Source organism: Proteus genomosp. 4 str. ATCC 51469, from assembly GCF_003144375.1.
In the GTDB taxonomy this organism is placed as follows: domain Bacteria; phylum Pseudomonadota; class Gammaproteobacteria; order Enterobacterales; family Enterobacteriaceae; genus Proteus.
Genome location: NZ_PENV01000019.1, coordinates 49899 through 75626, shown reverse-complemented (window position 1 = coordinate 75626; position 25728 = coordinate 49899). Strand labels below are relative to the sequence as shown.

The window sequence follows — 25728 nt, the reverse complement described above, 5'->3', positions numbered from 1 at the left end:
TGGTTTATTAAAAGGAATAGGCATAAATAAAGTGCTATTTTACAAGAAGTAAAGTCAAAAAGCCACAAAGGGAATTTTATTGTAACTAAATATAACTATTAATTTCCTCGCTAATAGACACCTAGATATATTATTTTTTTTACTTATTGAGTGTGTTTAATATAGTTAAAATCACTTACGGTAAAAAACTTAGTTACAATTAATAATAGTTATTCGAACATCCATTATAGAAATAAATTATTCTTATCTTTAAAATACAAATATTGAAACAAAACAAAGTTCTGATATTTTATCTATAATATAATACAGAAGTATTAATCATTTTTAATTTGATATATTCTGAATATGGCTCCGTTACGTGAATGTTACCCTACATAAAAAATTTATAAATTAGTCAAATTTCGTTACTCATTCACTTTTAGTGAACGAGCTGAGTAAAACCAGGAGCAACATATGGAATCAATAATCCACTTAATCACATTTGAAGATGACAGTACAAAAGTTCAACTTAAAGCTGTTCTTTCTTCTTTAGCTGCTAATGTGAAAACCTATTCAAACGAACAGGCTTTCTTGAAATACTATTTTTCTTCAACAAAAGGAGCACATAAAGAGTGCATCATCATTAATACAAAAAGCAGTGCGGCACCATCAATTGCACTGATTAAAGAACTCAACAAATTGAAAAACATCATCCCGGTTATTATTATTTCTGGGGATAGTTCTATTGAGAGTTGTCGTAGTGCATTTAAATCAGGTGCTTTTGAATATTTAACTCGCCCTTTAAATGTAAATGAACTTCTTAATATTGTCTCAGAATCATTCCTTCATTATGAAAGTGAAGTTGAGCAATTCCGAACATATATATCTTTAAAAGATAAGTTTGGTAAGTTATCAAATAGAGAAAAAGAAGTTATGGAAATGATCCTTGAGGGAAATACGAGCAAAGAAGCGGCAGAAAAACTTTCGCTATCACCTCGTACAGTTGAAGTACATCGCTCAAATATGTATACGAAATTGAAAATAAGATCACTGCCACAATTAGTACAAGAGTATGATTTCTTTAAGAAATATGACTTAAGAATAAACTAATTCCCTCAAGTGATTTTTATTTATCAATAGGTTGTATTATCTAAAGATATAACGATATGACCTGTTTAATTTTCATTATCTTTTATTAATGAGAGAAACCTATACTTCTAAAATATTCTATTTGGGATGATTTGCACCTAATATGGGAATAATTAATACGTTAGACTCCATTCTACGATAGAAGGGGCGGCAACTTATTTTGATGCCACCCTTTCATTATGGTTCGTTTAATTTCGATTTAAAACATTCGTATATTTTATTTTCATAATCGCTATTATTAATCACTATAATGACTATTTGTTATTAACAATGCAATATAAGAATACATGAAGCATTTCATTTGATATAAGTCATTTTTTACTTTTTATAAATATGAATATTCTCATTTTAAATTTCTATTGTTTTTTATTCTTATTTTACGATAGAAATTATTAATGATTAAAAAATAATACAAAATGGATCTTGGTCTCTTTTTCTTATGTTCATTTAGAGATTATTTATGCAATTTAATTTTCGATTTAAGCAAAGTTTTATTAATAAGAATATTCTAATTAACGTATTTAAATTGTCGTAATTTTAGTCGTAAAATAAGAAAGAATAATAAGTATTATCCTTTATACTCCCTTTTACTTAAGAAATTTATTCTTTTTATAGTTTAATTAATGTAATACATTATTTATCATTTCTACTTAATAACACTCCAATAAAGATAATCATTAAATGAATATGACAAGTAAGTATAATGCACTATCATCAAATAAGTACTAACCCCTAGAAAAGTAAATATTTATTGATACTTTATTTATAGTCGTGATTTGAGCATCATAAGATGGGATAATATGCACTTTTGAAATATAAGATAAACTTATACGTTTATTCTTATTCTCACCTTGACCAAATAGCCTTATGCTATCCCCTCCTAACTCGCTTTTTTACAAAGAAAAATGAATAATCAAGATAAAAATCGCCGTCCTATAAAAGCAAGACAAACAAACTGGGCAACAAAGTCAAGTCGCTATTTACAGCAAAAAGGGGCTACGCCCAACGGTATTTCGGTGTTTAGCATTGTATTTGCATTGCTTGCTGCCCTATCACTCTTTTTTGCCCTTTCTTATTCTCATGGCATATTACGCTCGTTCTTATTGATCCTTGGTGCTTTAATGATCCAAGGTCGCCTTATTTGTAACTTATTAGATGGCATGGTTGCGGTTGAAGGTGGAATGAAAAGCCCTGTTGGAGCAGTTTATAATGAATTACCAGACAGAATTGCAGATACACTGATCATTTTAGGTATCGGTTATGGTTTATCCAACGACTTTTCAATGGCTATTACTTTAGGTTGGGTAGGTGCTTTTTTTGCAGTAATGACTGCTTATGTTCGTGTGTTAGGCGGGAGTTGTGGATTAGAACAACACTTTACAGGCCCTATGGCTAAACAACATCGAATGGCTTTACTCACTTCAATTGCTGTGATTGCTGCTTTTATTCCTAACCTTTGGGGAGTATGGCTCTTTTTTATCGCATTATGGATTATTATTTTAGGTTCAACGCTAACCACAATTTTCAGAACCCGTCGAATTTTACGGGATTTAGCACAAGGTGTCTGATTAATGAAAAATGGAAAACTTGCTTTAGACGCAAAAGTGGTGTCATCCGTATTAGTCTCTATCTGTCGTTTTCTAACAGGAATTCGGGCCAAACAAACGTCTCCGATAGCGAAAGATACACCTTGTATTTATTACGCTAACCACTCTAGCCATTTAGATGGTTTGGTAATTTGGTCTTGCCTTGCGCCTAATATTCGTCCTTATGTACATCCCGTTGCCGCTGAGGATTACTGGAATAAAAACCGCCTACGTCGTTATTTATCTCGCCGTATTTTTAGGGCAATCCTTATCCCTCGCTATGCGGCTAAAATGAATATTGCTGAAGAAAGTCACCAATGCGAAAAGATACTTGAACAATCAACGGACGAAACTGCATCATCAACATCGAATAAAGTAAATACACTAGCTATCATGCAAGATATTTTAGACCAAGGTGAATCTCTAATTATTTTCCCAGAGGGCACTAGAGGCAATGGCGAATCTATTCAAGATTTTAAAGCGGGGCTTTGGCATCTTTCTCGTAAAAATCCGAATGTTCAATTAGTCCCTATTTATCTTGAAAACTTAAATCGAGTACTCCCTAAAGGCTCTCGCTTAGTTGTTCCCGTTATTTGTAGTGCAATTTTTGGCGCTCCCATAGTGCCTACTCACGAAAATGAAAGTAAACAAGAGTTTCTGATAAGAGCCAAAAGCGCGTTAGAGGAGTTACACAATGGAACGTATTAATAATGAAGTCCTCTGGATATTTATCGGACTCTTCTCTTTCTTAATTGTTGCCAGCATTATTGGCGCTATTCTTGCAGCAATTAAAGGCCCTACATCAACAATTACTAACCTTAACTCAAGGATCAATGCTTGGTGGGTAATGTGCATTATTGCGGGTGTTGCAATCGGTATTGGTGCAATTGGCTCAGTGGTACTGTTTACTATTATTTCATGGCTTGCTCTTCGTGAACTCATTACATTAACCCCAACACATCGAGGCGATCATGAAGCCTTGTTTTGGTGTTTCTTCGTGATCTTGCCTATCCAATACATTCTCGTTGGTGTGCAGTGGTATAATTTAATGGCAGTATTCATTCCTGTTTACGCCTTTTTATTAATCCCAACACGCATGGCACTTTCAGGTGATACCCGTCATTTCTTAGAGCGTGTGGCAAAAGTGCAATGGAGTGTGATGATAGCCATTTATTGTCTAAGTTATGCGCCTGCACTATTAATGTTACCTATTGAAGGTTTTGAAGGCCGTAATATCAACTTACTGCTCTTTTTAATGATTGTGGTACAAGTTTCTGACGTACTCCAATATGTCTTTGGTAAATTATTTGGCAAACATCCTATCGTGCCTAAATTAAGCCCAAATAAAACAGTCGAAGGATTTTTTGGTGGCATTATTTCTGCCAGCCTGATTGGTATGATGTTGTGGTGGGCAACTCCTTTCTCATGGTGGGCAGCCTTTTTACTCTCTTTAGTCATTACATTGGCGGGTTTTGCCGGTGGTCTATGTATGTCAGCGATAAAAAGAGACAGTGGTGTAAAAGACTTTGGCACAATGATAGAAGGCCATGGTGGCATGATGGATAGAATGGATTCACTCTGTTTTGCGGCCCCTATTTTCTTTCATGTTATTCGCTATTTTTACGTTTAATTTTTACACTATTTAGTCAAAAATAAGCGAATTCAAGACAAACAAACATGTCGATATCCACATTATCGGCATGTTTATATATTCATTTTTATCCTATTATTCATACTAATTTAATATCAGATATTGATTATCAACATAATAATTAAACAATTGTTTTGATTTTAGACTAAAAGTAAATTTTATTATTTTCATAATAAAATCAAGTTATTAATTAATAACATTCTTAATCAAGAGGTCTGATTTCTGTATTTTTTATTCATTATGATAGCCTAAATGGAAGCTATCTTTTACCCTAACGCCCCTTTTCATTCTGAATATCTATAATTATGATCACTTGGCTACTTCTCGCTGCTTCTTTATTATTTTTAGGTTTTAATCGCATACTTGCACTTATTACACTTGCAGTCACCGCACTTAGCGCATTTATAACAGGCATTATTACATGGCAAGCCTTGCCGATTATCTTTAGTATTCTGTTATTAACGTTTGCTTATTCCCGTTATAAAACACAACCACTGCTTCGGGCAATTATCATTCTTGCTCTTATTATCATTGCTAGTGGCTTAGCCTTTCATCTTATTCCTGGCTTTAACAATTTACGTTACCTTTCACACACTTCTATAGGAATAAAAAGCGTCCCTTTTACGTTTTATTTCAATGCGGATAAAGCATTGATACCCTTTATTTTTCTCATTTTTATTCCCACCCTTTTTGTCTGTCCTCCATTAAAAAAAGCGAATAGATTACAATGGATAATGTTGATTATCGCTATTCCTGCATTGTTACTTATTGCCGTACAATTAGGGGGATTAGCCATTGAGCTTCACTTACCACACTGGTTACCTGCATTTATTTTGGCAAATATCTTTTTTGTCTCTCTTGCTGAAGAAGCTTTATTTAGAGGTGTTATTCAACAAACCTTATCACGTTATCTTCCTCCTTATGTTGCACTATTAATTGCAGCCATAATTTTTGGCCTTGCGCATATTGCAGGAGGAATATTGTTAGTTGTTTTCGCTTCGTTGGCAGGGATTATTTATGGTTTGGCTTGGATGTGGAGTGGTCGGCTTTGGGTTTCAACCGCGTTTCATTTTGCGCTTAATTTAACTCATCTACTCTTTTTTACTTACCCATTTAAAATAGCCTGATCTCTTTTTTACATCTCATTGAAGATTTTTTATCCTGACTTTCACCACCTTTTACTGATATCTTAACTTCATCGGTAAAAGGATGAGTGAAACGTGAAAGCAATCACACAAATGGAATATAGATATTCTTATTTGCGCCCATCATCCGATGAAATTTTTGTTAGTATGCTTTATCGCTTATCTATAAATAATCAAAACTTCATACGGTACACAGTATCAAGCCAATAATAATAACATCCATTAACACGATAAGAAGTTGTCTTACTTTGCAGTATAGACCTTAGAAAAAATAGGTAAGCTTTGCTTTGTTTGCTTTGTTTGCTTTTTTTAGTTCAGCATTATCTGCTGAAATTTTGCCTCTCTTATTACCAGGACAAAAGATATGTTAGACCAAGAAATGATCCGTACTTTTATACAGGTCGCCGATTGCCAAAGTTTTACCAAAGCAGCTGATATGCTTCATAAAACATCCGCAGCCATTAGTTATCGAATTAAAACATTAGAAGAAAATATCGGCACTCAACTTTTTAATCGTACAACCAGAACCGTAACGTTAACCCCTGCTGGTGAATATTTATTAGAAAAATGCCGTCAATGGATTGTATGGTTAGAATCAATGCCGGTGGAACTTCAGCAAATGAATGCAGGTGTCGAACATCAAGTGAATATTGTCATAAATAATCTTCTTTATGATCGCACTGCGGTTGCCAGTATGCTAGCTTGCCTTCATCAACGTTTTCCTTCAACGCAATTTCATATTACTCGCCAAGTTTATATGGGTGTTTGGGATGCACTTATTAACGAAGATTATCATTTTGCTATTGGCGTTACGGGGAATGAATCCCTTAAGAATAATATTAACATTTGTGCGATGGGTGAAATTCAATGGCAATTTGTTGTTGCACCTAATCATCCTTTAGCCAATATCAGTGGCGTATTAAGTGATGACCAAATGCGCATGTATTCTGCGGTTAACGTCGAAGATACGTCTCGCCATCTTTCTAAACGCACAGCATGGCGCTTATCTGGTCAGCACGAAATTCGCGTACCTGATTTACACACCAAATTAGCCTGTCATTTAAAAGGCGTCGGTATCGGATTTTTACCATTAAGTTTATGCAAACCTCTTATTGATAGTGGGCAACTAATTGCCAAGGAAGTAAGGAATCGTCGTCATAATTCACCACTTTCTTTAGCGTGGTGTGAAGATAAAAAAGGTGCGGTAGTCAGTTATTTAGTGGAATTATTTAAGCAAAATCATCCCAGCGTGCAATCGTTTTACGATCCTTTAAATTAAAAGGGCAAACCGAAGTTTGCCCTTTTGCTGCTAATTCAGTAACTATCTGAATAGATAACTATGCTTTTGCTTCTTCATTATTATTGTTGCTTTCTTTAATAAAGAGGCTTGCCACAATACCAATACAAATCAGAATAGCGGCAAAGTAGAAACCTGAGTCCATACTTCCTGTTTTATCTGATAGGAAACCCGTTAGTGTTGGCGCAAAAACAGAACCTAACATACCGATACAGTTATAAACACCAAACGATGTACCTAACGCATGACGCGGTGAGTTATCAGCAACTACAGCAACTAATACTGGGTTTGTACTGATTTTACCTACAATACCGTAAAGGATCAGTGCACCAATTAACACAGGCATTGATTCTGACATTGGTACAGCCAAAATAGCGACTAATGACAATGGTAACATGATCAGTAATACAGGTTTACGACGACCAATTTTATCTGAAACCCAGCTAAAAATAAGTGAACCAGGAATAGCAAACCATGGCATTAATGATGCAATAGTTGAAATTTGTGTCCCTGTAATTCCACGTTCAGTTTCTAAATAGTACGGTAACCAAGTAACTAGTACAAAGAAGCCATAGATTGAACAGAAGATAGTGACATACGCAAGGTTGATATTGCGATTACCAAATAAATCTTTAAATGTCAGTTTAACTTTCTGTTTTGGTGCTCCAGCTTCTGTCGCAGGTTGTGCTTTTGGTTTATCTTTAATGATCCATAACATCACCAAACCAATGATGATAATAGGGACACCAATAATATAGAACGGCGCACGCCAGCTCATTCCCATCTCACCAACAGAAATACTTGAGATGTAATAACCAATAGACAGACCAAATGCCATACCACTATTGATAATTGCACTACCTAGCGTAATACGATGTTTCGGTATCGCTTCTGAAGATAAACCATACTGAGGGCCATAATAGAATCCTTGGAAGATCCCCACCATGACCCATGCAAACATAAAGGTCACGTAAGTTGGCATCATCCCCGCAATAATGGTGAATCCACCAAAGAGTACAACCCCTGTTACTAATACTTTTTTCTTACCTAAATAGTCACCAATCATGCCTGATGGAATATTGAGTGCAGTATATCCGATAAAGAAAATACTCATGATAGAACCAAGTTGAGCTTTAGTAAGATCAAACTCAGCACCAATATTTACCATCAATGGGCCGACAATAGCGCGGCTACCATAAAGTGCAATCCAACCAAAGAAGAAGATAATGGTCAGTTTGACCCAATAAGGGACTTTGCCTTTCTCATTCACTTGTGCATCGTTCATAATGACGCTCCTGAAAGAATTTTTATTAAGACTTATAAATTAAAGTGCCAGACTGACCTTCAATAACTTGTTGAATATTTTGTAATGCACCAATATGTGCTTGTTGCCCAGTTGCATTAACAAAATCACTCACCGCCATAATTTTTGGTCCCATTGCGCCATCAGCGACAGCCATTGGTGCAAGTTCTTCTGGTGTTGCTTCACGAATTGCGGCTTGTTCTGGTGTACCCCAATTTTTATAAATAGCATCTGCCTCTGTTAAAATAACAAAGTGTTCTGCATTTAATTCACGAGAAATTAAAGCTGCTGTTAAATCTTTATCAATAACCGCTTCACTACCAATAAATTCATTATTTGTGTTATTAACTGGAATACCGCCACCACCACCACAAATAACAACATGACCTTTATCTAATAAAAGTCTTACCGCCTCGATATCAATAATCTTTTTCGGTGTTGGTGATGGCACAACACGGCGATAATGTTTACCATCTTGCTTAAATGTCCATTGATACTTCGCAATTAATTCTTCTTTATCAGCTTCATCATAAATAGGGCCAATAAATTTACTTGGGTCGTTAAATGCTTCATCATTAATATCAACAGAAACTCGCGTCATTACCGTTGTAATAGCTTGATCTGGGTTATTTTGATTAATTTTTTGCATCATCATATAACCAATCATACCTTGGCTTTCAGCCACTAGAATATCCAACGGATATGCAGGAACATCTTGATATGCCAGGTTTTGTAGTGCAAGCAATCCAACTTGAGGCCCATTGCCGTGTACTAATACAACACGGTACTCTTTTGCTAATTTATTAATTGTCTCTGACATTAATTCAATATTTTTATATTGATTCTCAGCAGACAAAACTTCTCCGCGTTGCAATAATGCATTTCCGCCTAAAGCAATAACAATTGTTTTCATAATTATCCGTATCCGAATGTTTATATAAATTCTTTTATTAAAGAAATTTAATCAATATGCTGTTGTTGTTTTTTAGTTTGGTAACCAATCCATAATCCCAGTAATGTATCTGCACCGGAATGATGACCAATAGAGAGTATTTCCAACATATCCTTAAAAATAATCTCTTTATTCTTTATTTTTTTACCTAGTTGAATGAGATAGGTAGAAAATATTCCCTGGGTGGCATATTCCAAATAATGCTTACTGACAACGGTGGTCAATTCAGATAAAGGAGGTGTGTTATTAAAAAAATAATTAAGTTTTTTTTCTGGCTCTGCTAAATAATGTGCAAATAACATTCCCACTAGCATATCATCTGAACTTGGCGTTAATCCGGGGCCTTTCCCTGTAAAAATGGCCCAGTTAACAGCATTGCCCACTAACTGATTATGAAATAGCTTAATTAATAACTTAATTTCACTGAGTTGCGCGATTTGACGATAATTTTTTAATGGTCCATATAACCCTGTTGCAATTGAGGGTGAGAGTAGAGAAAAAAAACTTTCTAACCAACGCAAATCTAGTTCCGCTTTATCTTGTAAACGTAAATTTTCACTCTGACCTGCGAGTAGAGTGAGTTTATTTGCAAGTATTGCTTGATGATCTTTTAGACTCATCATGACCGAGGGATGGCACTGTTTAGCAAAATAATCGAAATCATCTTGTTTCAATAACCATCCCATCGGGCTTAATCCTCTCCCTTCGCGATGAAAAGTGATTAAGCGTTGTTGAGGGCAAATGAAATTCAAAGCATGGTCATAAATGCCCACACATTTAATCTCACCTTCAAAATCAGTGATATGCTGGCTGGTTTGAAGTGCTTGAATTTGCATAATGCCCCCTTAATTGCTGTGATTTATCGTTACAAAGCACGATTAAGCGTCGATGCCTAATTCTTCTGCCAATGCAACAATCGCTTTTTCAAAGCAACCTAAAGGTGCGCGTACAGTACCTGCACCAATTTGACCAACACCCGGCTCTTTATGTGCAATACCCGTGTTAATCAGCGGTGTAATACCCGTTTCAACAACGCGACGAGCATCTAATCCTAAACATGCACCTTGGAAATCCCAAGTTGGAATTTGCAACATCATGTTACGAGCAAGGTAGATCTCAGCCATTTCTTCAGTCACTTCACGTGCTGCATCCATACCACCTGATGCACCAACAAAGCGTGTTACACCCGGTGCTGCAACCATTGCTGCTCCACCAATACCGAAAGTTTCAGTAATCGCACTGTCACCGATATCTGGGTTTGCATCTGCTTGACTAAAACCAGAGAAGAACAGACCTTGTGGTGTATTTACTGGGGCCGTAAACCATTGGTCACCCATTCCACTGATTTTGATACCAAAGTTGCTACCATTACGGGTCATAACGGTAACGATAGTGCCTTGTTTGATTTGAGCACCTGCATCCATCGCAGCTTTACAGTAAGCCATTGCTAAGTTCAGGAAGAACTGATCTGTAATGCTCAGGAATTTAGTCACTTTTGTGATTTCAGCATCTTCAAAATCTAATGTGCTTAATACTGGAGCCAATTGACGCAGTAACAGGGCTGAAGCTGCGATATTACGTTGGTGAAATTCATCACCCATAGTAATTGCTTGCCCCATAATTGCAGTCAGGTCAATACCATTTTCGAAAGTGGCAATCGCTGCTTTTAATACTGGCGCTAAGCTTTTTTGCATCCAATGTAGACGCTCTTGCACGTCTGGGCCGTAAGCACCAAAACGCATCACTTTACCAATACCTTCGTTCATGTTGCAGTAAGCGTAGTTACCGTGAATGTGGTTTTTAATCACCAACATTGGCATATGAGCAGAAGTAATACCGCCCATTGGGCCTACTGCATTTACGTTATGGCAAGGGATAAACTCAATTTCACCCGCTTCTAACATCGCTAATGCTTGTTCTTCGGTTTCTGCCCAGCCTTCAAATAAAGAAGCACCGATACATGCACCGCGAACAGGACCACTCATTTCACCCCAAGTTACAGGAGGGCCTGCATGAAGTAATTTTTTGCCTGTTTCTAAAGCCGGTACAACTTCTTTTGCTAAGTTAACATCACACCAGTGAGGACGGGCTTCACGAATACGTTCGATAACTGCTTCATTCGCTTGTTCGATAGTTGAATACATATCTGCAATTCCTTATTTCAATTTCTTTAATATTTCAGCCAGTTTTTTATTACCACCTGCGACAGGTGCCCACTGATAATGCACAACAGGAGTCCCACTTGATTGCAGATCATCTGCAAAACTACGAAGACCGGCGTTGATCACGGAGATCCCGTTAAGCAGTGGTGACACTTCAGCATGTGCTTCTGCTGGATGTGGCTGGATTAATTCTTTTGCTAATAAAACCGCTTCTGGCAACGTATCCATGACAATAATGCCCGCTTCTTTTAGCTGTTTTTGCTGTTCGCTACGGTTTTGCGGATCGTCTTCAGTACCAGTAATGGTTGCGATGGTGATTAATGGATTGGCTTCGCCACGTTTTTCATTCAGTTTTTTGATTTCTTGAATTAACGCACCGGCAGGATCTTGAGTTGCACCATAACCAATAACAAAATCAACCAGTAACACGCCAGCTTCTGTTTTGTTGCTTAGCTCACTGATAAATTTGTTACGTGTAGATGGGTCAATCATTGGGTGTGGTTTACCCTGTGTATAAAAATCATCACCCATATCGATGATTTTGTGACCATCAGCATCTAGCATTGTGCCTTGTTTATGCTCGTTATCGACTTCAACATTAAGTTTTTCAGATAACAACATGGCGCATTCAGCCGCTAGCGTACCACCGGCATAAAGACCAATGATTTTCTTACCTGTAACTTTTGGTAATTCCGCTGCGATATCTTCAACACGCGCTAGTTCAGCCGCAATGCGCGCCGTTTCATCTAACGTGCGAGTAAAATAGATATTGTCGTCTTGGAATTTCTCAGGTGTTGTTCCTAAGAATTGCGCCACAATCGGTTTATTATGGCGTTTCATTTCGGCAATAATTTTTTGGCGAACAGCTGGCGCTGGTGGCTTAGAAACAAAAGCAATAACACGCGTATTAGGATCTGCCGCTAGCATATTGATAGCAGTGATTGCACTGATACCACCAATTTGCTCTGTTAAATCACGACCACCTAGGCCAATTGAATGAGAAATACCTTGGCGTTGTAAAACGATTTGAGAGGTAATTTCTTGAATACCCGTACCTGATGCGCCAACAATACCAATAGAGCCTTTAGGTGCAATGTTAGCGAAAGCAAGAGGTGCACCTGCAATATTTGCAGTACCACAGTCAGGCCCCATCACAATCAGACCTTTTGCTGCTGCTTTTTCTTTTAGTGCTTTTTCATCTGCAATAGAGACGTTGTCAGAGAACAGCATGACGTTACAACCATCTTCTAAGCCCGTGTCAGCCAATTCCGCGGCATATTCACCAGCAATAGAGATAAGTAACATATTGGCATTAGTGCTTTTTTGTTTAGCGGTACGCCAGCTACGTACTGTCGTTAATTTGTTACCGCCTTTCTGGCCACTTGCAATTTCAGCTAATGCTTCTTCTAAAGCAGTAGAAATCATATCGATAATGGCAGGATCGTCTGATTCTGCTTTAATCGAAACACAAATGTCATTCGGCGTTGCTTCGTTAAACATGTCATGCCAAAAGCCGGTGACATCAAGAAGAGATTTATTCGCTGGTGTTCCCATCATGACGGAAATTTCTTCCACCTCTGGGGCTTCACTTAATTTTCGGGAAATAATCATCAGGCTAACTGAATCCTGAAAGCTCCCTTTTTTAATAAAAGCATGGATCATTATGATATCCTTAACGCATTTAATATATGTAACAGCACATATCTATTTGCATTTCGTTTTTTTGATAATAAGAAGCCTATTTGCTTAAACTGTTAAGCAATATAAATAAATGTCTGATTTATTAATTTTGAATCTCTGCGTATAAACATACTGAAGAAATATCGAAATGTAGAGTGATTGAAGTCACACTTATTTATTGTAAAAAATTTTTATTTAATCGAATGATATTTATTAAATAAATTATGATGAGGAAAGTTTATTAATTCAGAGATAAAACCAAAAATAGAAAGGTAAAATTTAACGGATAATAAACAAAACGATGGTGATAAAAATCATATAAAACAATAGGAAATAAAATCAAAGCAACAATTCGATAACATACAACATTAAATCATTATTATCAACGATTAAAAATAAACTCTCTTTTAACTCTATTTTTAGAATTTAACGCCTAACTTAAATTATATTTATTATTATATAAAAACAGAAAAGGCCTCATATTTAATAAGGCCTTTTCTATAAAATAAAAATAAAATATGACTTAATTTATTGCTTAATAGCTTCAACTTGAATTTTTAATGTCATATTATCCGCCATCCCTTCTTTGACCAAAAAATCCACGCCCCAATCTGAACGTTTAATGGTTGTTTCAAAATCACCACCACAGACTGGCGCATTAAACACAGGGCTTTCATAACAATTAAACTTGGTTGTTGTTAATTTAACTGGCAATGTTTTTCCTTTCATCGTTAATAGCCCTTCAATGGATGTGGGTTTATTATCAGAGAAATACCATTTTGTTGAAGAAAACTGAATTGTTGGGTATTTATCTGCATCTAAGATATCTGCACTTTTCACATGATTATCAAATGCCGTTAATCCCGTATTTAGTGTTTTGACTGGAATAGAAACGTTTATTTTTCCTATATTCTTTTCTGGTGAGTATGTTAAATCACCTTCAATTTCATAGAAACCACCACTGTTAGTTGAAGTCCCAAAATGATCAATATAAAACATTGCCTTAGTATGCGTTGGTTCAAGCTTATATTCATTAGCTTGTACTGCTGGCACAAGTAATAATGAAGATAATACGGTAGATAAAATAAATTTCATTATAATTTCCTAATCTATTTTTTATAAAATAATGCCCATAAAGAAAATACTTCATAGGCATTTTTAAACACAGATAATATAAAGTACAAAGAGAGTTGAGAATTAATTAACGCTGAGAATCTAATATCTCGTTATTTTTTAATACATCTTGAGCTTTGCTATAGCTTTCAATTAATAATTGATAAGCTGGGAAAATTTGGGTGTATGCTTGCGCCCATTGTGCTGCATCATCACGATTCCATGTCTTCTGAATTTCAGAAGCAACTGCTGCGGTATCCATTGGTACAACCCCAGCTTGAACGATACGAGCTAAAGTAATTTCTTCCGCCATTTTACTGTAAGTTCCTGAAGCATCAATAACTGCAAAGACTTGATAGCCCTCAGCAACAGCACTAATAGCAGGGAATGCCATACAGACACTCGTAATAGTACCAGCAATAATTAATTGTTTTTTGCCTGTCGCTTTAACAGCCTCAACAAACTCAGGGTTATCCCATGCATTTATTTCACCTTTACGTGCAACATATTTAGCATGTGGTGCATTTTGATGAATTTCAGGAATTAATGGGCCATTCGGACCTTGCGGTACAGAAGCCGTTGTAATAACAGGCATGTTAGCTAATGTTGCCATTTTCGCTAATACTGAAGCACGTGCTCGTAATTCAGTCATAGGCATATCACCAACCGTTTGGAATAAACCACTTTGGTGATCGATTAATAACATAACAGCATCTTCTGGATTAATAACAGGACGTTGTCCATTAAAATTTGCTGGAGCACTCATTTATTTATTCCTTTTAATTAATAAATATTGATTATTAACTGAGTTAAGGAGAAATATTAAAAGATGATATCTTTATATCGTTTCCCCCTCGTTGTAATAAACAATAGTCAATTAATTAAAATATCGGTAGAGTCAATTATGATAAACACTATTCCAAAAATAGAACACTGAAACATATTTTTATTGTTCTATATTCAGAATAATGAAATCTATTTTTAATACTACTTAAATATATTAATCACTTTAAAATACACCTATAGAAATTTTATAGGAACATTATGATGAAAAAGATTATTGGTATTTATAAAGCACCTCGTCAACATTGGGTTGGTGATGGCTTTCATGTTCGTTCACTCTTTAGTTATAGCAACCATGGTAAATATTTAAATCCATTTTTACTATTAGACCGAGCTGGACCTACTGATTTTCCTGCATCTCAAGGCCATAACCGAGGGGTAGGAGAACATCCTCACCGTGGATTTGAAACAGTGACCATCGTTTACAAAGGTGAGGTTGCACATCATGATTCAACGGGTGAAGGTGGTGTTATTGGTCCCGGAGATGTCCAATGGATGGCTGCGGCATCGGGTATTTTGCATCAAGAATACCATTCTGATGCTTTTACCAAAGAAGGTGGTGTATTAGATATGGTGCAATTATGGGTTAATCTCCCATCAGATGCCAAATCAGCACCTGCTGGTTATCAATTACTGAAAGAAAGTGCGATCCCTGTATTGCCTTTATCTGATAATGCAGGGCAGCTTCGCGTTATTGCAGGGGATTATCACGATACGAAAGGCGCAGCAAAAACCTTTTCGCCTGTTGATGTATGGGATATTCAATTAAAGAGTGCAAAATCGACCACATTACTAACGAAAAAAGATCGTTATGTTGGTTTAGTGGTTTTACATGGCAGTGTTTATCTTGATAATCAAACCCAATTACAAACTGGAGATTTGGTTATTTTAGATAATGAAGGAGGCTCTGTTAATCTTGAAGCCATTGAAGATGCTGTTATTTTATATCTCAGTGGTGAGCCTATTAATGAACCTGTTGTAGGTTATGGCCCTTTTGTAATGAATAGCGAAGCACAAATCAGACAAGCCATTGATGATTTTAACCAAGGTAAATTTGGTCGTATACCTAACGAATAACGTTTTTATTTTATACAAAAACAATGAAATCAAACGGCTCCCTATTCTATTCGGAGCCGTTTTTATATCAATTTTACTCTTTCATTGGTGACATATTATCAGCAAGGTATTCCAACAAGACTTGGATTGCAGGTAATAGTCCTTTTCTTGATGGATAAACAGCATGAACCACATCTTTAGGAAAACGCCAAGATGGCAATACCTCAATTAACTTGCCATTTTGTAACTCTTTTTCAACCACACTCAAGGGTAATCTTGTTATTCCCAATCCCTTTAATGTTGCTTTATAAAGAGTCAAAACATCGGTTGTGGCTAATTTAGGCGTAACATGTTGTGTAGAAACCGCACCATCTTCATGAGTGAGTGTGAGTGTATAATGCTGGGAATGTTCGCTATTTGCCAAAATGGGATAATCTGTAAGTTGTTCGGGGGAATTGGGGATCTCTCTCCCTTGAAATAACAATGGGCTAGCAACTAACACTCGCCGAGAATAACCTAGAATTTTCATTGTTAAACCTGAATCATCTAGCGGCAATGCTCTGACTCTTAATGCAAGATCAAGGCCTTCACTAATCACATCAACTGGGCGATTAATGGCCAATATCTGAATATTAATATCCGGATATTTTTCCATAAAATCGACCAATATATCTTGAATATATATTTGTAATAATGCGACAGGACAAGAGAGTTTAATTGTGCCATGAGGATGCCCTTGTGCTGAACAAATAACCTCTTCCGCAATCTCAGCTTCTGCAACCACATTTTTACATTGTTGATAAAAAGTTTGCCCAATTTTGGTGACATGAAATTGTCGCGTAGAACGATATATTAAAGAAACATTGAGCTTTTGTTCTAAATCAGCAATACGGCGACTCAGCTTAGATTTAGGTATTCCTAATGTTTCAGCCGCTTGAGAGAAACCACCAAACTCAACGACTTTCACAAAATAGTAGAGGTCATTTAAATCATACTTCATTGTGTATCACCCATTAGGTTATTTTACATATTAAGCTGAATTGTTTCAGTTATTGATGTTATGGAGAAAATAATTGTAATTACTATTTTCCATTATTCAACTTTTGTTAATAACATTATAATCACATGGGTTAATAAAATAAAGGCGATCTAAAATAATATCATAATTCAAAAAAAACCAATTAAATTAATATTACAAATGTGACATTGAATTAATTCACATACCATAATTTAATTTTATTACCACCTATCACTGAAATTTGTTTTTATTATTAAACTTTGATTGATTTAGTAAAATTTATTATAAAACATAAAGATAGATAATCACTTTGCATATTAATAACATCAAGTTACATAAAAAAACTTATTTTAAAGACAAGTTAATAAATAATTTTATTTTTATGACATTAATCAATGAATATTTAATAATATGTTAATAAGATCATCCTTAATAAAAATACTTATTAGTTTTACTTTTTACTTCCGATTATTTATTTAACCTGCAACCTAATGGAATAACCTGATGAACAAATTAACTCCATTACGACCCATACCTACCTTAATCGCTGCTTCTATTACCCTTATTATCTGGTTTTTTATTCCCGTTCCAGAAGGCGTTGATCCCAATGCTTGGCATTTATTAGCCCTTTTTGTTGGTACTATCGCTGCTATTATTGGTAAAGCACTTCCTATCGGTGCTGTTTCTATTATTGCTATCGCATTAGTGGCTGTTACAGGTGTCACTAACCCTAATTCAACTAAAGCTGCTATCGGTGATGCATTAAGTGGTTTTTCCAATGATCTTATCTGGTTAATTGGTATTTCCATTATGGTCTCTATGAGCCTAAATAAAACTGGGCTTGGTGCCAGAATTGGTTATTATTTTATTTCGTTATTTGGTAAAAAAACGATTGGAATAGCTTATTCATTAGCCATTGCCGAAACAATATTAGCACCAGTAACGCCAAGTAATACCGCTCGGGGTGGCGGTATTATTCACCCAATTATGCGTTCAATTTCAGACAGTTTTAACTCTAAAGCAGAAGATGGCACAAGTGGAAAAATAGGTCGTTACCTCTCTTTAGTGAACTACAATATAAATCCAATTACTTCTGCCATGTTTATTACGGCAACAGCTCCTAATCCACTTATCGTGAGTTTAATTATCAGCGAAACTGACCCTACACATGAGCTTAGTTGGTCTATGTGGGCAATTGCTGCGTTTGTGCCCGCTATCGTTTCATTAATATTAATGCCAATTGTTATCTACCTTCTTTATAAACCTGAAATAACCAGCACTCCGAATGCTCCTCATTTTGCTAAAGAGCGTTTAGCGCAATTAGGGCCTATTTCGTTACCTGAAAAAATAACTCTTGCAGTCTTCGCCTTATTATTAATTATGTGGGCGGGTGTACCTGCATTGTTATTTGGTGATGCGTTCAGTGTTAATGCCACAACAGCCGCATTTATTGGCTTATCAATTTTATTATGTACAGGTGTTTTAAATTGGGATGATATTTTAAAAAACAAAGGTGCATGGGATACCGTTGTTTGGTTCTCTGCCTTAGTAATGATGGCATCCTTCTTAGGAAAATTAGGATTGATTAAATGGTTGTCACTCAGCGTAGGGGCAAGTATTGATAGTATGGGAATAAGTTGGGTCAGTGGCATGATATTACTGGTACTAATTTATGTTTATTCTCACTACTTTTTTGCCAGTACCACCGCGCATATTACCGCAATGTTTGCCGCGTTTTATGCCGCAGGTTTAGCACTTGGCGCACCACCAATGTTATTAGGGCTTATTTTGGCATTCTCATCTTCATTAATGATGTCATTAACCCATTATGGTACAGGTACTGCTCCCATTATTTTTGGCTCAGGTTACGCCACATTGGGCGAATGGTGGAAAACTGGCTTTGTGATGAGTGTAGTTAACCTTATTGTTTGGATAACGTTGGGTAGTGTATGGTGGAAAGTATTAGGATATTGGTAAGATTTAAAAAAAATAGCCTTAAATAAAACAAATATAAGATGCCTAGTTTATTGTTAGGCATCTTATAAAGTTAACGCCAGATATCGTTACTTGCGATAATTGACTCTGATTGATAATGACTTTTTTTATTCTCTATTTTATCTTTCTCAACGGTATGTTGAACACCATCAAAAAAATAATTTAAATCAACATCAAAAAGATAGGATAAAATATAAATACTTTCTGCATGGATGTTTGACTCACCATTTTCAAAACGAGATTGATGTTGCTGGCTTATTCCCAATAAAGCACCAAACTCACTGCCACTCATACTGTGTGTTATTCTTAATTCTCTAATTTTAGCGCCAACTAATCTTGATATTTCTTTATTCATAACATCTCCAAAAAATAAAATTGATAATATCAAAAATACACTCATTAATTATTCATACAAAATATTTACTGTAGCAATTGAGTTTGCACTTCCTGGTGTTATAGTGCTTCCTGTTTTTATATAGCGCGCTTTCCAACCAAAAATATAATCGCCAGATGCAACCTGATTTTGTAAACTATTTTTAGTATTTAATTTAATAGGATTATTATTTTTATCTAATAACTGAATTCCAATTCCTGTTGCTGGATTTGTACCCGATAATTTTAATTTACCTGTATTTACATCAATATATCCAGCACTACTCGTTACAGTAGCTTTAATATTGGTTCCCGCAGCACAACTTAACGTAATAGGAATATCAACATTTTTACTTACATCGCCAATATTTTTAAATTGTGTATCATACCAAGTGCCCATATTAATATTATAACTCAATGATTTAGTTGAACATTTTAAAGAGTTTATTCTTATTGCATTTAACGGTAGAAATAACGATGTTAAATTCCAAGTAGTATTGCGAGGTGCAGTATTATTCTGCACAGCTTTAGCAACCTCTCCCAATTTTAAGCTTCCTGACTGTGTTACTTGGCCTGTTTTTATTATTTTGACAGTCCAAGAAGGTTCGAGAAGTCTATATTTATTAGTAGTCTCTATTGATCCCCCATCCTCAGACCACGTTGTATTTAATGCCCCCATTTTATTAAAATAGACCTGTATTCCAATGCCTGGAATATTTGTCTGCGCTATCTTGGTTGCATTGGGTATCCATCCATTGGTATAACTTGCTGAAACTACGGCATTACCGCATTTTCCATCATCCCCTGAATAAGTCGTTATGGGCCCAGTTCTATAACTAACTGTAAATTGTTCTAATAACCCAGTTCTCATATCATCATATTGAATTGAATAAACTTTATTTGGTATATCAGCTCGAATATTTTTTAAATTCGGGTTTTGAATACAAGCAGAAAAAGTATATGTGGAATAAAATAAAACCCCACTTAATAAAAAAATAGACTTAGTGCTTACATGGCGCATTTTTATCTCCTAACTTATCTATTATTTTAGTTTTCATCTCTTTTTGTTCTTCTTCATCTAAAATAAAAAATTGGCTTAAACAAATATCAAAAGCACGAGCATATTGATAAAGTCTATCCAAACTAACTCTATTAATACCTCGTTCATATCTTGATTGCTGTTGTTGACTGATACCAATCATTTCTGCTAGCTCACTTAAAGTGTACCCATTCATAACTCTATAATAAGCTATTTTTTTTCCAATCATTTTTGAGGCAGGATAAATATGACTCATTTTTATTTCCTTTATTATTCGTTAATTATAAAGAAGCGTAAATTCAAGATGACTTTTAAATGAACCCACAGTGATATTACTTCCATAACCTATAATTCTTGCCGATAAAGGAAATTCAGCATTGTGTGTCTGCTGATTAACGTTCACTATTAATTTTTCATTATTTTTTATAATACTTTTATTTAATTGTGTTGCGATATTTAATGCCGTACTTTTTGCTGTTCCACTATTAATAAAATATTCTGGATAATTAGGATCAACAATCCCTTTTAAGGTCATTGTGATTTTATTCGTTGTTATTGGGCAATTTTTTAACTTTATAGAGAAATTAACCCAATCTGATTTTTGATTGTTTTTAATATTTCTAATATTTATTTTGTTAAGATCAATCAAATAATTTTTTGTTTCTAATTCACAAGGTGATGCAATCACAGATCCATAAACATTAATATTAACAACACTTCCTACTGCAAAAGGAGAAAATAAAAACAATAAGGATAAGGGTATGATTTTATACATAATATTCTGCCTCTACCTATAGACTATGGTTGCTGTGATCTTTGCAGATACCGTGCCTGGTGTGGCATTTCCAAGCTTACTAAATGCCCGTGTTCTTAAAGGAATATTCACTGATGACTGACCATTAACCGCGATATACAGTGATTTTTGATTGCCTAATGGTATTAATCCATTACTATTTTCATTCTGCAATTGCACAGCAATATTCTTTGCAGTTCCTTCATTTTTATATAAATTATCGACATCAGCATTATCTGGTGTACCGGTAAATGTTAGCTTTACTTGATTTATTGTGGGTGAACAATCAATTAATTTAATCGTGAAATTATTCCACACCGAACTCGAATTTGTTGTCTTAAATAAATTTGCAGGCATCTCTTTTAAATCAATATTAATATTACTTCCTCCAGAAATATTACAAGTTGCTGCTCTAATATTTCCAGAAAAATTAACCGTAACCGTATTCCCAGCGAGTAAAGGAAAACTTATTATTACACTGGTTATTAAAACAAAAAATCTTATTAATATAGTCATTTCACTTTCCTACGCGTAGCAAATATCGACAGCTATAAAAGAAATAACTGGGTTTAATATATTAACTTTAATGCTATTTAAATTTACTACTGACAAGTCACAGTGATTTTATAGAGTCCTAAATAATCAAGAACACTTGATAAATCATAATTTACATGACATGTTTCATTGTTGTATTTAATAGTTAAGTTTCCGCGTTGTTCTAACCCTGATAAATAAACCTCTCCATCATTACCAACAATACTATTCAATTGGCTGTTATCTTTAAAAATAACTTGAGCACCAAATGGAACTGGTTTTTTATTTGCAAGATTAACCGTCATCAATACGCGATAACCCACGTTAGCAGAAAAATCAGCTTTGACTAAAGCACCTCGACTAGGTGAAATCGTTTGGCTAGTCAATTCCATTTCTGTATTTTCAGGCAGCATTAATGTATCAATTTCTAAGGTATTCTTGCGATACGGTGTAACATAAGGCACTAATGCATAACCCATACTATTAGTTTTGACACCCGCTTGGTTTAGTATCGCAACATCACCTGCATTAGGTATATCAACAATTGCAGACGTTTCACCCAGTTGTTGTCCAAGGACTATTCCTCCAGAGTGAGCAACTACGCTACCATTGACCCCATAATAAAGATTATGGTTATCTTTCCCGTAACTATACCCCCCAGTAATATCACCTAGTTGACCTTTATAGGATGCATTGATATTTCCAGAAGATCCTTGATCTTGGTTGGTAAATCCTTGCTGTGCGCTCCAATTTAATCGATTATTGAGCTGAGACGCAGAAATTCCAACACTTCCTGTACTTGCATTGTTACTACTACTATTTGTATTAAAGTTATAATAGAAAGTATCGTCAAATACACTAAAAGGTACACTTACTGAAAAGGCAAATTGATGTTCATCATCACTTTGTGTTTTTTCTCCCGTCACATAAGAGTAACGATTAGTATTTTTATTATAGGTATAGTTCATCCCATAACTGATACCTTGCCAGCTATTGTTATAACCTAACGTTGCTGATTGCGTTTTTTTATTACTATTCCAGTAATCTTCTTTTATATAACCGATAGCTAAAGAGCCATTTCCTTCGCCTAAATTCTGGTTAATCGTAATTTCAGCACGATTACGGCGACGTTCAACTTCTGGACTATAATTTGTACGTCGAAAACTATCGAACACTTCAGATAAGCTATAAAAACCGTTTGTAGAATAACGATAACCCGCTAACGCTATATTTGTGCCCACATCGTTCAGATTTTTATTGTATCTAAAACGGTAAGATTGTCCTTGCTGCTTAATACCATTATCAAAAGTTGAACTTGCATGTGTAATATCGACAGAAATTGCACCAAAAACACCTAAGTTTTTTCCTGCCCCCAAAGAATAAGATTGATAGTCTTGGCTTAATTGGCTACCACCATAAGTTGTCACTCCATAAGGTAGGCCATAAATTAATGTAAATTGTCCAAACTTAGTTTTATCCACATTCTTATCATAAGAGCGATATTCACCTCCCGTCACACTATAAGATAAATAGCCTTCACGCTGTAAAACAGGTAAAGAAGCAAATGGCACGATTTGATGCTGTTCACTCCCATTAGATTCTTTTATCGTGACGTATAAATCCCCACTACTCCCAGTGGGATATAAATCATTAATCTCAAAAGGCCCTGCGGCGACTTCTGTCTGATAAATAATATATCCATTTTGCTTAATAGTAATTTGGGCATTACTGCGCGCAATACCTCTAATAACGGGAGCATAACCTCTTAGACTTTCAGGATACATATCATCATCTGTTGATAATTGAGCACCTCTAAATGGCACACTATCAAAAATAGCAGATGGAGAAACACCATCACCTAACATTAATTGGCTTTTTATCTTATTTATATTACGCGATAAATAAGTGTAAACAGTATTCCACTTTCCTGATTGATTATCTGAATTTGACCATGTGGTATAATTACGTAATCGCCACGGTCCAAAGTTCAGCCCAGGTCTTAAATTTATATAATGAGACGTTTCACTTGAGTTATTATCTTTACGATCGTAATTTTTCGACCCACTGTAACTATAATTAAGCAAAAATGCAGTGATACCATTATCTATCTTATTTAAATCTATATACCCTCGCGGATACTTAGATAAAGCAATTTGAGGAATACTCAAATATAATCTTTGAGAATCAAACTCTAATTCACTTTTAGCATCAGGTATCGCAGATAAATTCACACAGCTATCAGTCATTGTATATAGCTTTGGGTAATCCCTTGTTTTAACACCAAAATCATTAAGATCATCAATTGATAAACATGGAATAAGTTGATTGTTTTTATTTTTTTCAAATCTAATATTTTTAGTTAGGATCAAATTAGTATTTACATAGATATCAACGTAATAATTTCCCGCTAGTTGCTGGTTATTTTCGAAAGGAGATAAATCGATACTTTCTTTATCCGATGACTCAAGAAAATCAGGATCAAAATAGATATTATCTGATTTGTCGTTTTCCGCATATGATAAAACCGTATAGCCCAAATATAAAATTAGGCTAATACATATTTTGCTAATTTTCATATTAAAACCTAAATTTATAATTTATTATATTTTAACTTCTGATAAGTTTACGCTAGCACCATAATCATTAATAACTTCCCAGTTTATCGTGCCATGTTCATTACCATCATTTATATCAAATGATTTTGTTGAAAAAGGTTCAACATAAGAGACATCATTTACTGATTTCCCATTAAAATTAATCATCTGAAAATTAAAATAATAAGGTGTTGGATTATTCACACTGATTTTATTTCCAATTTTTGACCATATTAATTTTTTCTGCTCTTCCTCAAAATTCACCTTTTTTAAATTTTCAGGTCGGTAAATTAATTTCATTTGAGTCTTAAAAGCAATCTGCAATGAATTTTCTGTTTTTTCTGTAGCTGGTATTGTTTTTATATTTAGCCAAAATAGAGATTCTTTATCACTAGGCAAATTTCCTTCAGTTAAAAAAATCCTCAGCGTATTCGCCTTATCTGGATTTAATCTAAATAAAGGTGGAGTAATGGTAAATTTTGACTGTTTATTTTCATTAACATCATCTATCCAAGACTGGATTAAATAGGGAATTTTATCTGGATTTTCAACATTAATACTAACGTTTTTATTCCCTTCTGTATAAATAACTCTAGTTCCACCAATAATAACGCCAGCAGAAGATTGATTAATAAAAAAAAGAATAGAAATTAAAAAGACAATAATAAACTTCATATTATCACCACTGTATTTTTATAATAAGGTTCAAGTCCTTTTAAACCTTAATTTATATTTAATCTTATTTAGTTATAGTTAATAGTAAATGTTGCATTACCATTTGCTAAACCCGCAGTAACAGAATCTGTCTTAGCAATATAACGAGCTCTAAAATCTAAATTATTTTCAATATTTTCTTTTAATGGATAGGCTTTAGATGCTGTAAATAAAGGTACTACAACATTCGCATCATCCGTAATTTGAATACCTACTCCAGTTGCTACACCCGACTCTTTTTTCAGGGCAATAACACTGTCATCACCTACATATGAATCTGCGTCAAATTTAACAGATGCAGTGGTCACTGTTTTAGGGCAATTAATTAATTTAATTGTGAATTTTGTCGCTGCAGCAGTACTTCCTGTACTTGGTAATGCTTTTTTAGAGACGGTACCTAAATTAACTTTTAAAGCATCAGAGCCCGCTGCTAATTCACATGCGTTATCTATAATTTCCCCTGTAAAATCAATAGTACCATCCGCTGCTAATGCATTATTAGTGACAAAGATAGTCGTTGCAGCAATTAATGTTGCAAGTAAGTTTTTTCTCATTTTTTTCTCCGATTAATTTTTATTAATAAAACCAAATCAATTAAAAAATACTTAATTAACTCAGTATGTGAGTATTATCTAATTGTTTTTTATAATAAACAAGTTTTGGTTATAGCGGTATAATATTCATTTTTTTGATTTAAATTAGGATTTAAAACCAAGCAAACCCTTTATTAGTTAATTAATGAAGTTTATTTTT

At 34.8% G+C, this 25728-nt stretch carries 24 protein-coding genes; 8 read left to right on the top strand and 16 right to left on the bottom strand.

The features are described from left to right. Window positions 1-453 precede the first annotated feature (453 nt). From DK866_RS16560 to allS, 6 genes are all read left to right on the top strand, one after another. Complete coding sequence (locus DK866_RS16560; protein ID WP_109409787.1) at window positions 454-1089, top strand: response regulator transcription factor; 636 nt, start codon at window positions 454-456, stop codon at window positions 1087-1089. 944 nt (window positions 1090-2033) lie between these two features. After that, the gene (locus DK866_RS16555; protein WP_109409786.1) at window positions 2034-2696 is read left to right on the top strand and encodes a CDP-alcohol phosphatidyltransferase family protein; all 663 of its coding nucleotides are present in this window, start codon (window positions 2034-2036) and stop codon (window positions 2694-2696) included. 3 nt (window positions 2697-2699) lie between these two features. Further along, on the top strand, window positions 2700-3422 hold the full coding sequence (locus tag DK866_RS16550) for a lysophospholipid acyltransferase family protein (RefSeq protein WP_109409785.1): 723 nt from the start codon (window positions 2700-2702) through the stop codon (window positions 3420-3422). Further along, complete coding sequence (locus DK866_RS16545) at window positions 3409-4344, top strand: phosphatidate cytidylyltransferase (protein WP_109409784.1); 936 nt, start codon at window positions 3409-3411, stop codon at window positions 4342-4344. The genes DK866_RS16550 and DK866_RS16545 overlap by 14 nt, the downstream gene beginning before the upstream one ends. Window positions 4345-4670: 326 nt before the next feature. Beyond that, window positions 4671-5492 carry a CPBP family intramembrane glutamic endopeptidase gene (locus DK866_RS16540; RefSeq protein ID WP_109409783.1) on the top strand — a complete coding sequence of 274 codons (822 nt, stop codon included), beginning with the start codon at window positions 4671-4673 and terminating at the stop codon, window positions 5490-5492. A 382-nt stretch (window positions 5493-5874) separates the two neighbouring features. Further along, window positions 5875-6789 (top strand): HTH-type transcriptional activator AllS, encoded by a 915-nt coding sequence (gene allS, locus DK866_RS16535; RefSeq protein WP_109409782.1) that lies wholly within the window; start codon window positions 5875-5877, stop codon window positions 6787-6789. Between the two features lie 58 nt (window positions 6790-6847). Here the strand turns inward: allS and DK866_RS16530 are convergent, their stop codons facing one another. From DK866_RS16530 to DK866_RS16500, 7 genes are all read right to left on the bottom strand, one after another. After that, window positions 6848-8092: an MFS transporter gene (locus tag DK866_RS16530; RefSeq protein WP_109409781.1), complete on the bottom strand. Its 1245-nt coding sequence runs from the start codon at window positions 8090-8092 to the stop codon at window positions 6848-6850. 25 nt (window positions 8093-8117) lie between these two features. Further along, on the bottom strand, window positions 8118-9023 hold the full coding sequence (locus tag DK866_RS16525; protein ID WP_109409780.1) for a carbamate kinase: 906 nt from the start codon (window positions 9021-9023) through the stop codon (window positions 8118-8120). 47 nt (window positions 9024-9070) lie between these two features. Further along, window positions 9071-9898 (bottom strand): DUF2877 domain-containing protein, encoded by an 828-nt coding sequence (locus DK866_RS16520; protein ID WP_109409779.1) that lies wholly within the window; start codon window positions 9896-9898, stop codon window positions 9071-9073. A gap of 42 nt (window positions 9899-9940) precedes the next feature. Next, window positions 9941-11206 (bottom strand): DUF1116 domain-containing protein, encoded by a 1266-nt coding sequence (locus DK866_RS16515; RefSeq protein ID WP_072070147.1) that lies wholly within the window; start codon window positions 11204-11206, stop codon window positions 9941-9943. Window positions 11207-11218: 12 nt separating this feature from the next. Next, window positions 11219-12886, bottom strand: a complete 1668-nt coding sequence (locus DK866_RS16510; protein ID WP_072070148.1) for an acyl-CoA synthetase FdrA — start codon at window positions 12884-12886, stop codon at window positions 11219-11221. 546 nt (window positions 12887-13432) lie between these two features. Continuing rightward, window positions 13433-13999 (bottom strand): YceI family protein, encoded by a 567-nt coding sequence (locus DK866_RS16505; RefSeq protein ID WP_109409778.1) that lies wholly within the window; start codon window positions 13997-13999, stop codon window positions 13433-13435. 106 nt (window positions 14000-14105) lie between these two features. Continuing rightward, window positions 14106-14783, bottom strand: coding sequence for a hydrolase (locus DK866_RS16500; RefSeq protein ID WP_072070150.1), 678 nt, complete (start codon window positions 14781-14783; stop codon window positions 14106-14108). Window positions 14784-15064: 281 nt separating this feature from the next. Here DK866_RS16500 and DK866_RS16495 point away from each other — a divergent pair, with 281 nt between their 5' ends. Beyond that, window positions 15065-15937, top strand: coding sequence for a pirin family protein (locus DK866_RS16495; RefSeq protein WP_109409777.1), 873 nt, complete (start codon window positions 15065-15067; stop codon window positions 15935-15937). A 73-nt stretch (window positions 15938-16010) separates the two neighbouring features. On the opposite strand, the gene DK866_RS16490 is transcribed toward DK866_RS16495, so the two are convergent. Further along, the gene (locus DK866_RS16490) at window positions 16011-16916 is read right to left on the bottom strand and encodes a LysR substrate-binding domain-containing protein (RefSeq protein WP_109409776.1); all 906 of its coding nucleotides are present in this window, start codon (window positions 16914-16916) and stop codon (window positions 16011-16013) included. 522 nt (window positions 16917-17438) lie between these two features. Here DK866_RS16490 and DK866_RS16485 point away from each other — a divergent pair. After that, the gene (locus tag DK866_RS16485; protein WP_109409775.1) at window positions 17439-18911 is read left to right on the top strand and encodes an anion permease; all 1473 of its coding nucleotides are present in this window, start codon (window positions 17439-17441) and stop codon (window positions 18909-18911) included. A gap of 70 nt (window positions 18912-18981) precedes the next feature. Here the strand turns inward: DK866_RS16485 and DK866_RS16480 are convergent, their stop codons facing one another. The 8 genes from DK866_RS16480 to DK866_RS16445 form a co-directional block, all read right to left on the bottom strand. Further along, on the bottom strand, window positions 18982-19284 hold the full coding sequence (locus tag DK866_RS16480; RefSeq protein WP_109409774.1) for a helix-turn-helix domain-containing protein: 303 nt from the start codon (window positions 19282-19284) through the stop codon (window positions 18982-18984). Window positions 19285-19332: 48 nt separating this feature from the next. Next, window positions 19333-20322 carry a fimbrial protein gene (locus DK866_RS16475; protein ID WP_109409773.1) on the bottom strand — a complete coding sequence of 330 codons (990 nt, stop codon included), beginning with the start codon at window positions 20320-20322 and terminating at the stop codon, window positions 19333-19335. Then, the gene (locus DK866_RS16470; protein WP_109409772.1) at window positions 20303-20596 is read right to left on the bottom strand and encodes a helix-turn-helix domain-containing protein; all 294 of its coding nucleotides are present in this window, start codon (window positions 20594-20596) and stop codon (window positions 20303-20305) included. The genes DK866_RS16475 and DK866_RS16470 overlap by 20 nt, the downstream gene beginning before the upstream one ends. Window positions 20597-20617: 21 nt before the next feature. Then, window positions 20618-21115: a fimbrial protein gene (locus tag DK866_RS16465; protein ID WP_109409771.1), complete on the bottom strand. Its 498-nt coding sequence runs from the start codon at window positions 21113-21115 to the stop codon at window positions 20618-20620. A gap of 12 nt (window positions 21116-21127) precedes the next feature. Next, on the bottom strand, window positions 21128-21649 hold the full coding sequence (locus DK866_RS16460) for a fimbrial protein (RefSeq protein WP_109409770.1): 522 nt from the start codon (window positions 21647-21649) through the stop codon (window positions 21128-21130). A gap of 86 nt (window positions 21650-21735) precedes the next feature. After that, window positions 21736-24243: a fimbria/pilus outer membrane usher protein gene (locus DK866_RS16455; protein WP_109409769.1), complete on the bottom strand. Its 2508-nt coding sequence runs from the start codon at window positions 24241-24243 to the stop codon at window positions 21736-21738. A gap of 24 nt (window positions 24244-24267) precedes the next feature. Further along, complete coding sequence (locus tag DK866_RS16450; protein WP_109409768.1) at window positions 24268-24936, bottom strand: fimbrial biogenesis chaperone; 669 nt, start codon at window positions 24934-24936, stop codon at window positions 24268-24270. A 68-nt stretch (window positions 24937-25004) separates the two neighbouring features. Beyond that, the gene (locus tag DK866_RS16445) at window positions 25005-25529 is read right to left on the bottom strand and encodes a fimbrial protein (protein ID WP_098942056.1); all 525 of its coding nucleotides are present in this window, start codon (window positions 25527-25529) and stop codon (window positions 25005-25007) included. Window positions 25530-25728 lie beyond the last annotated feature (199 nt).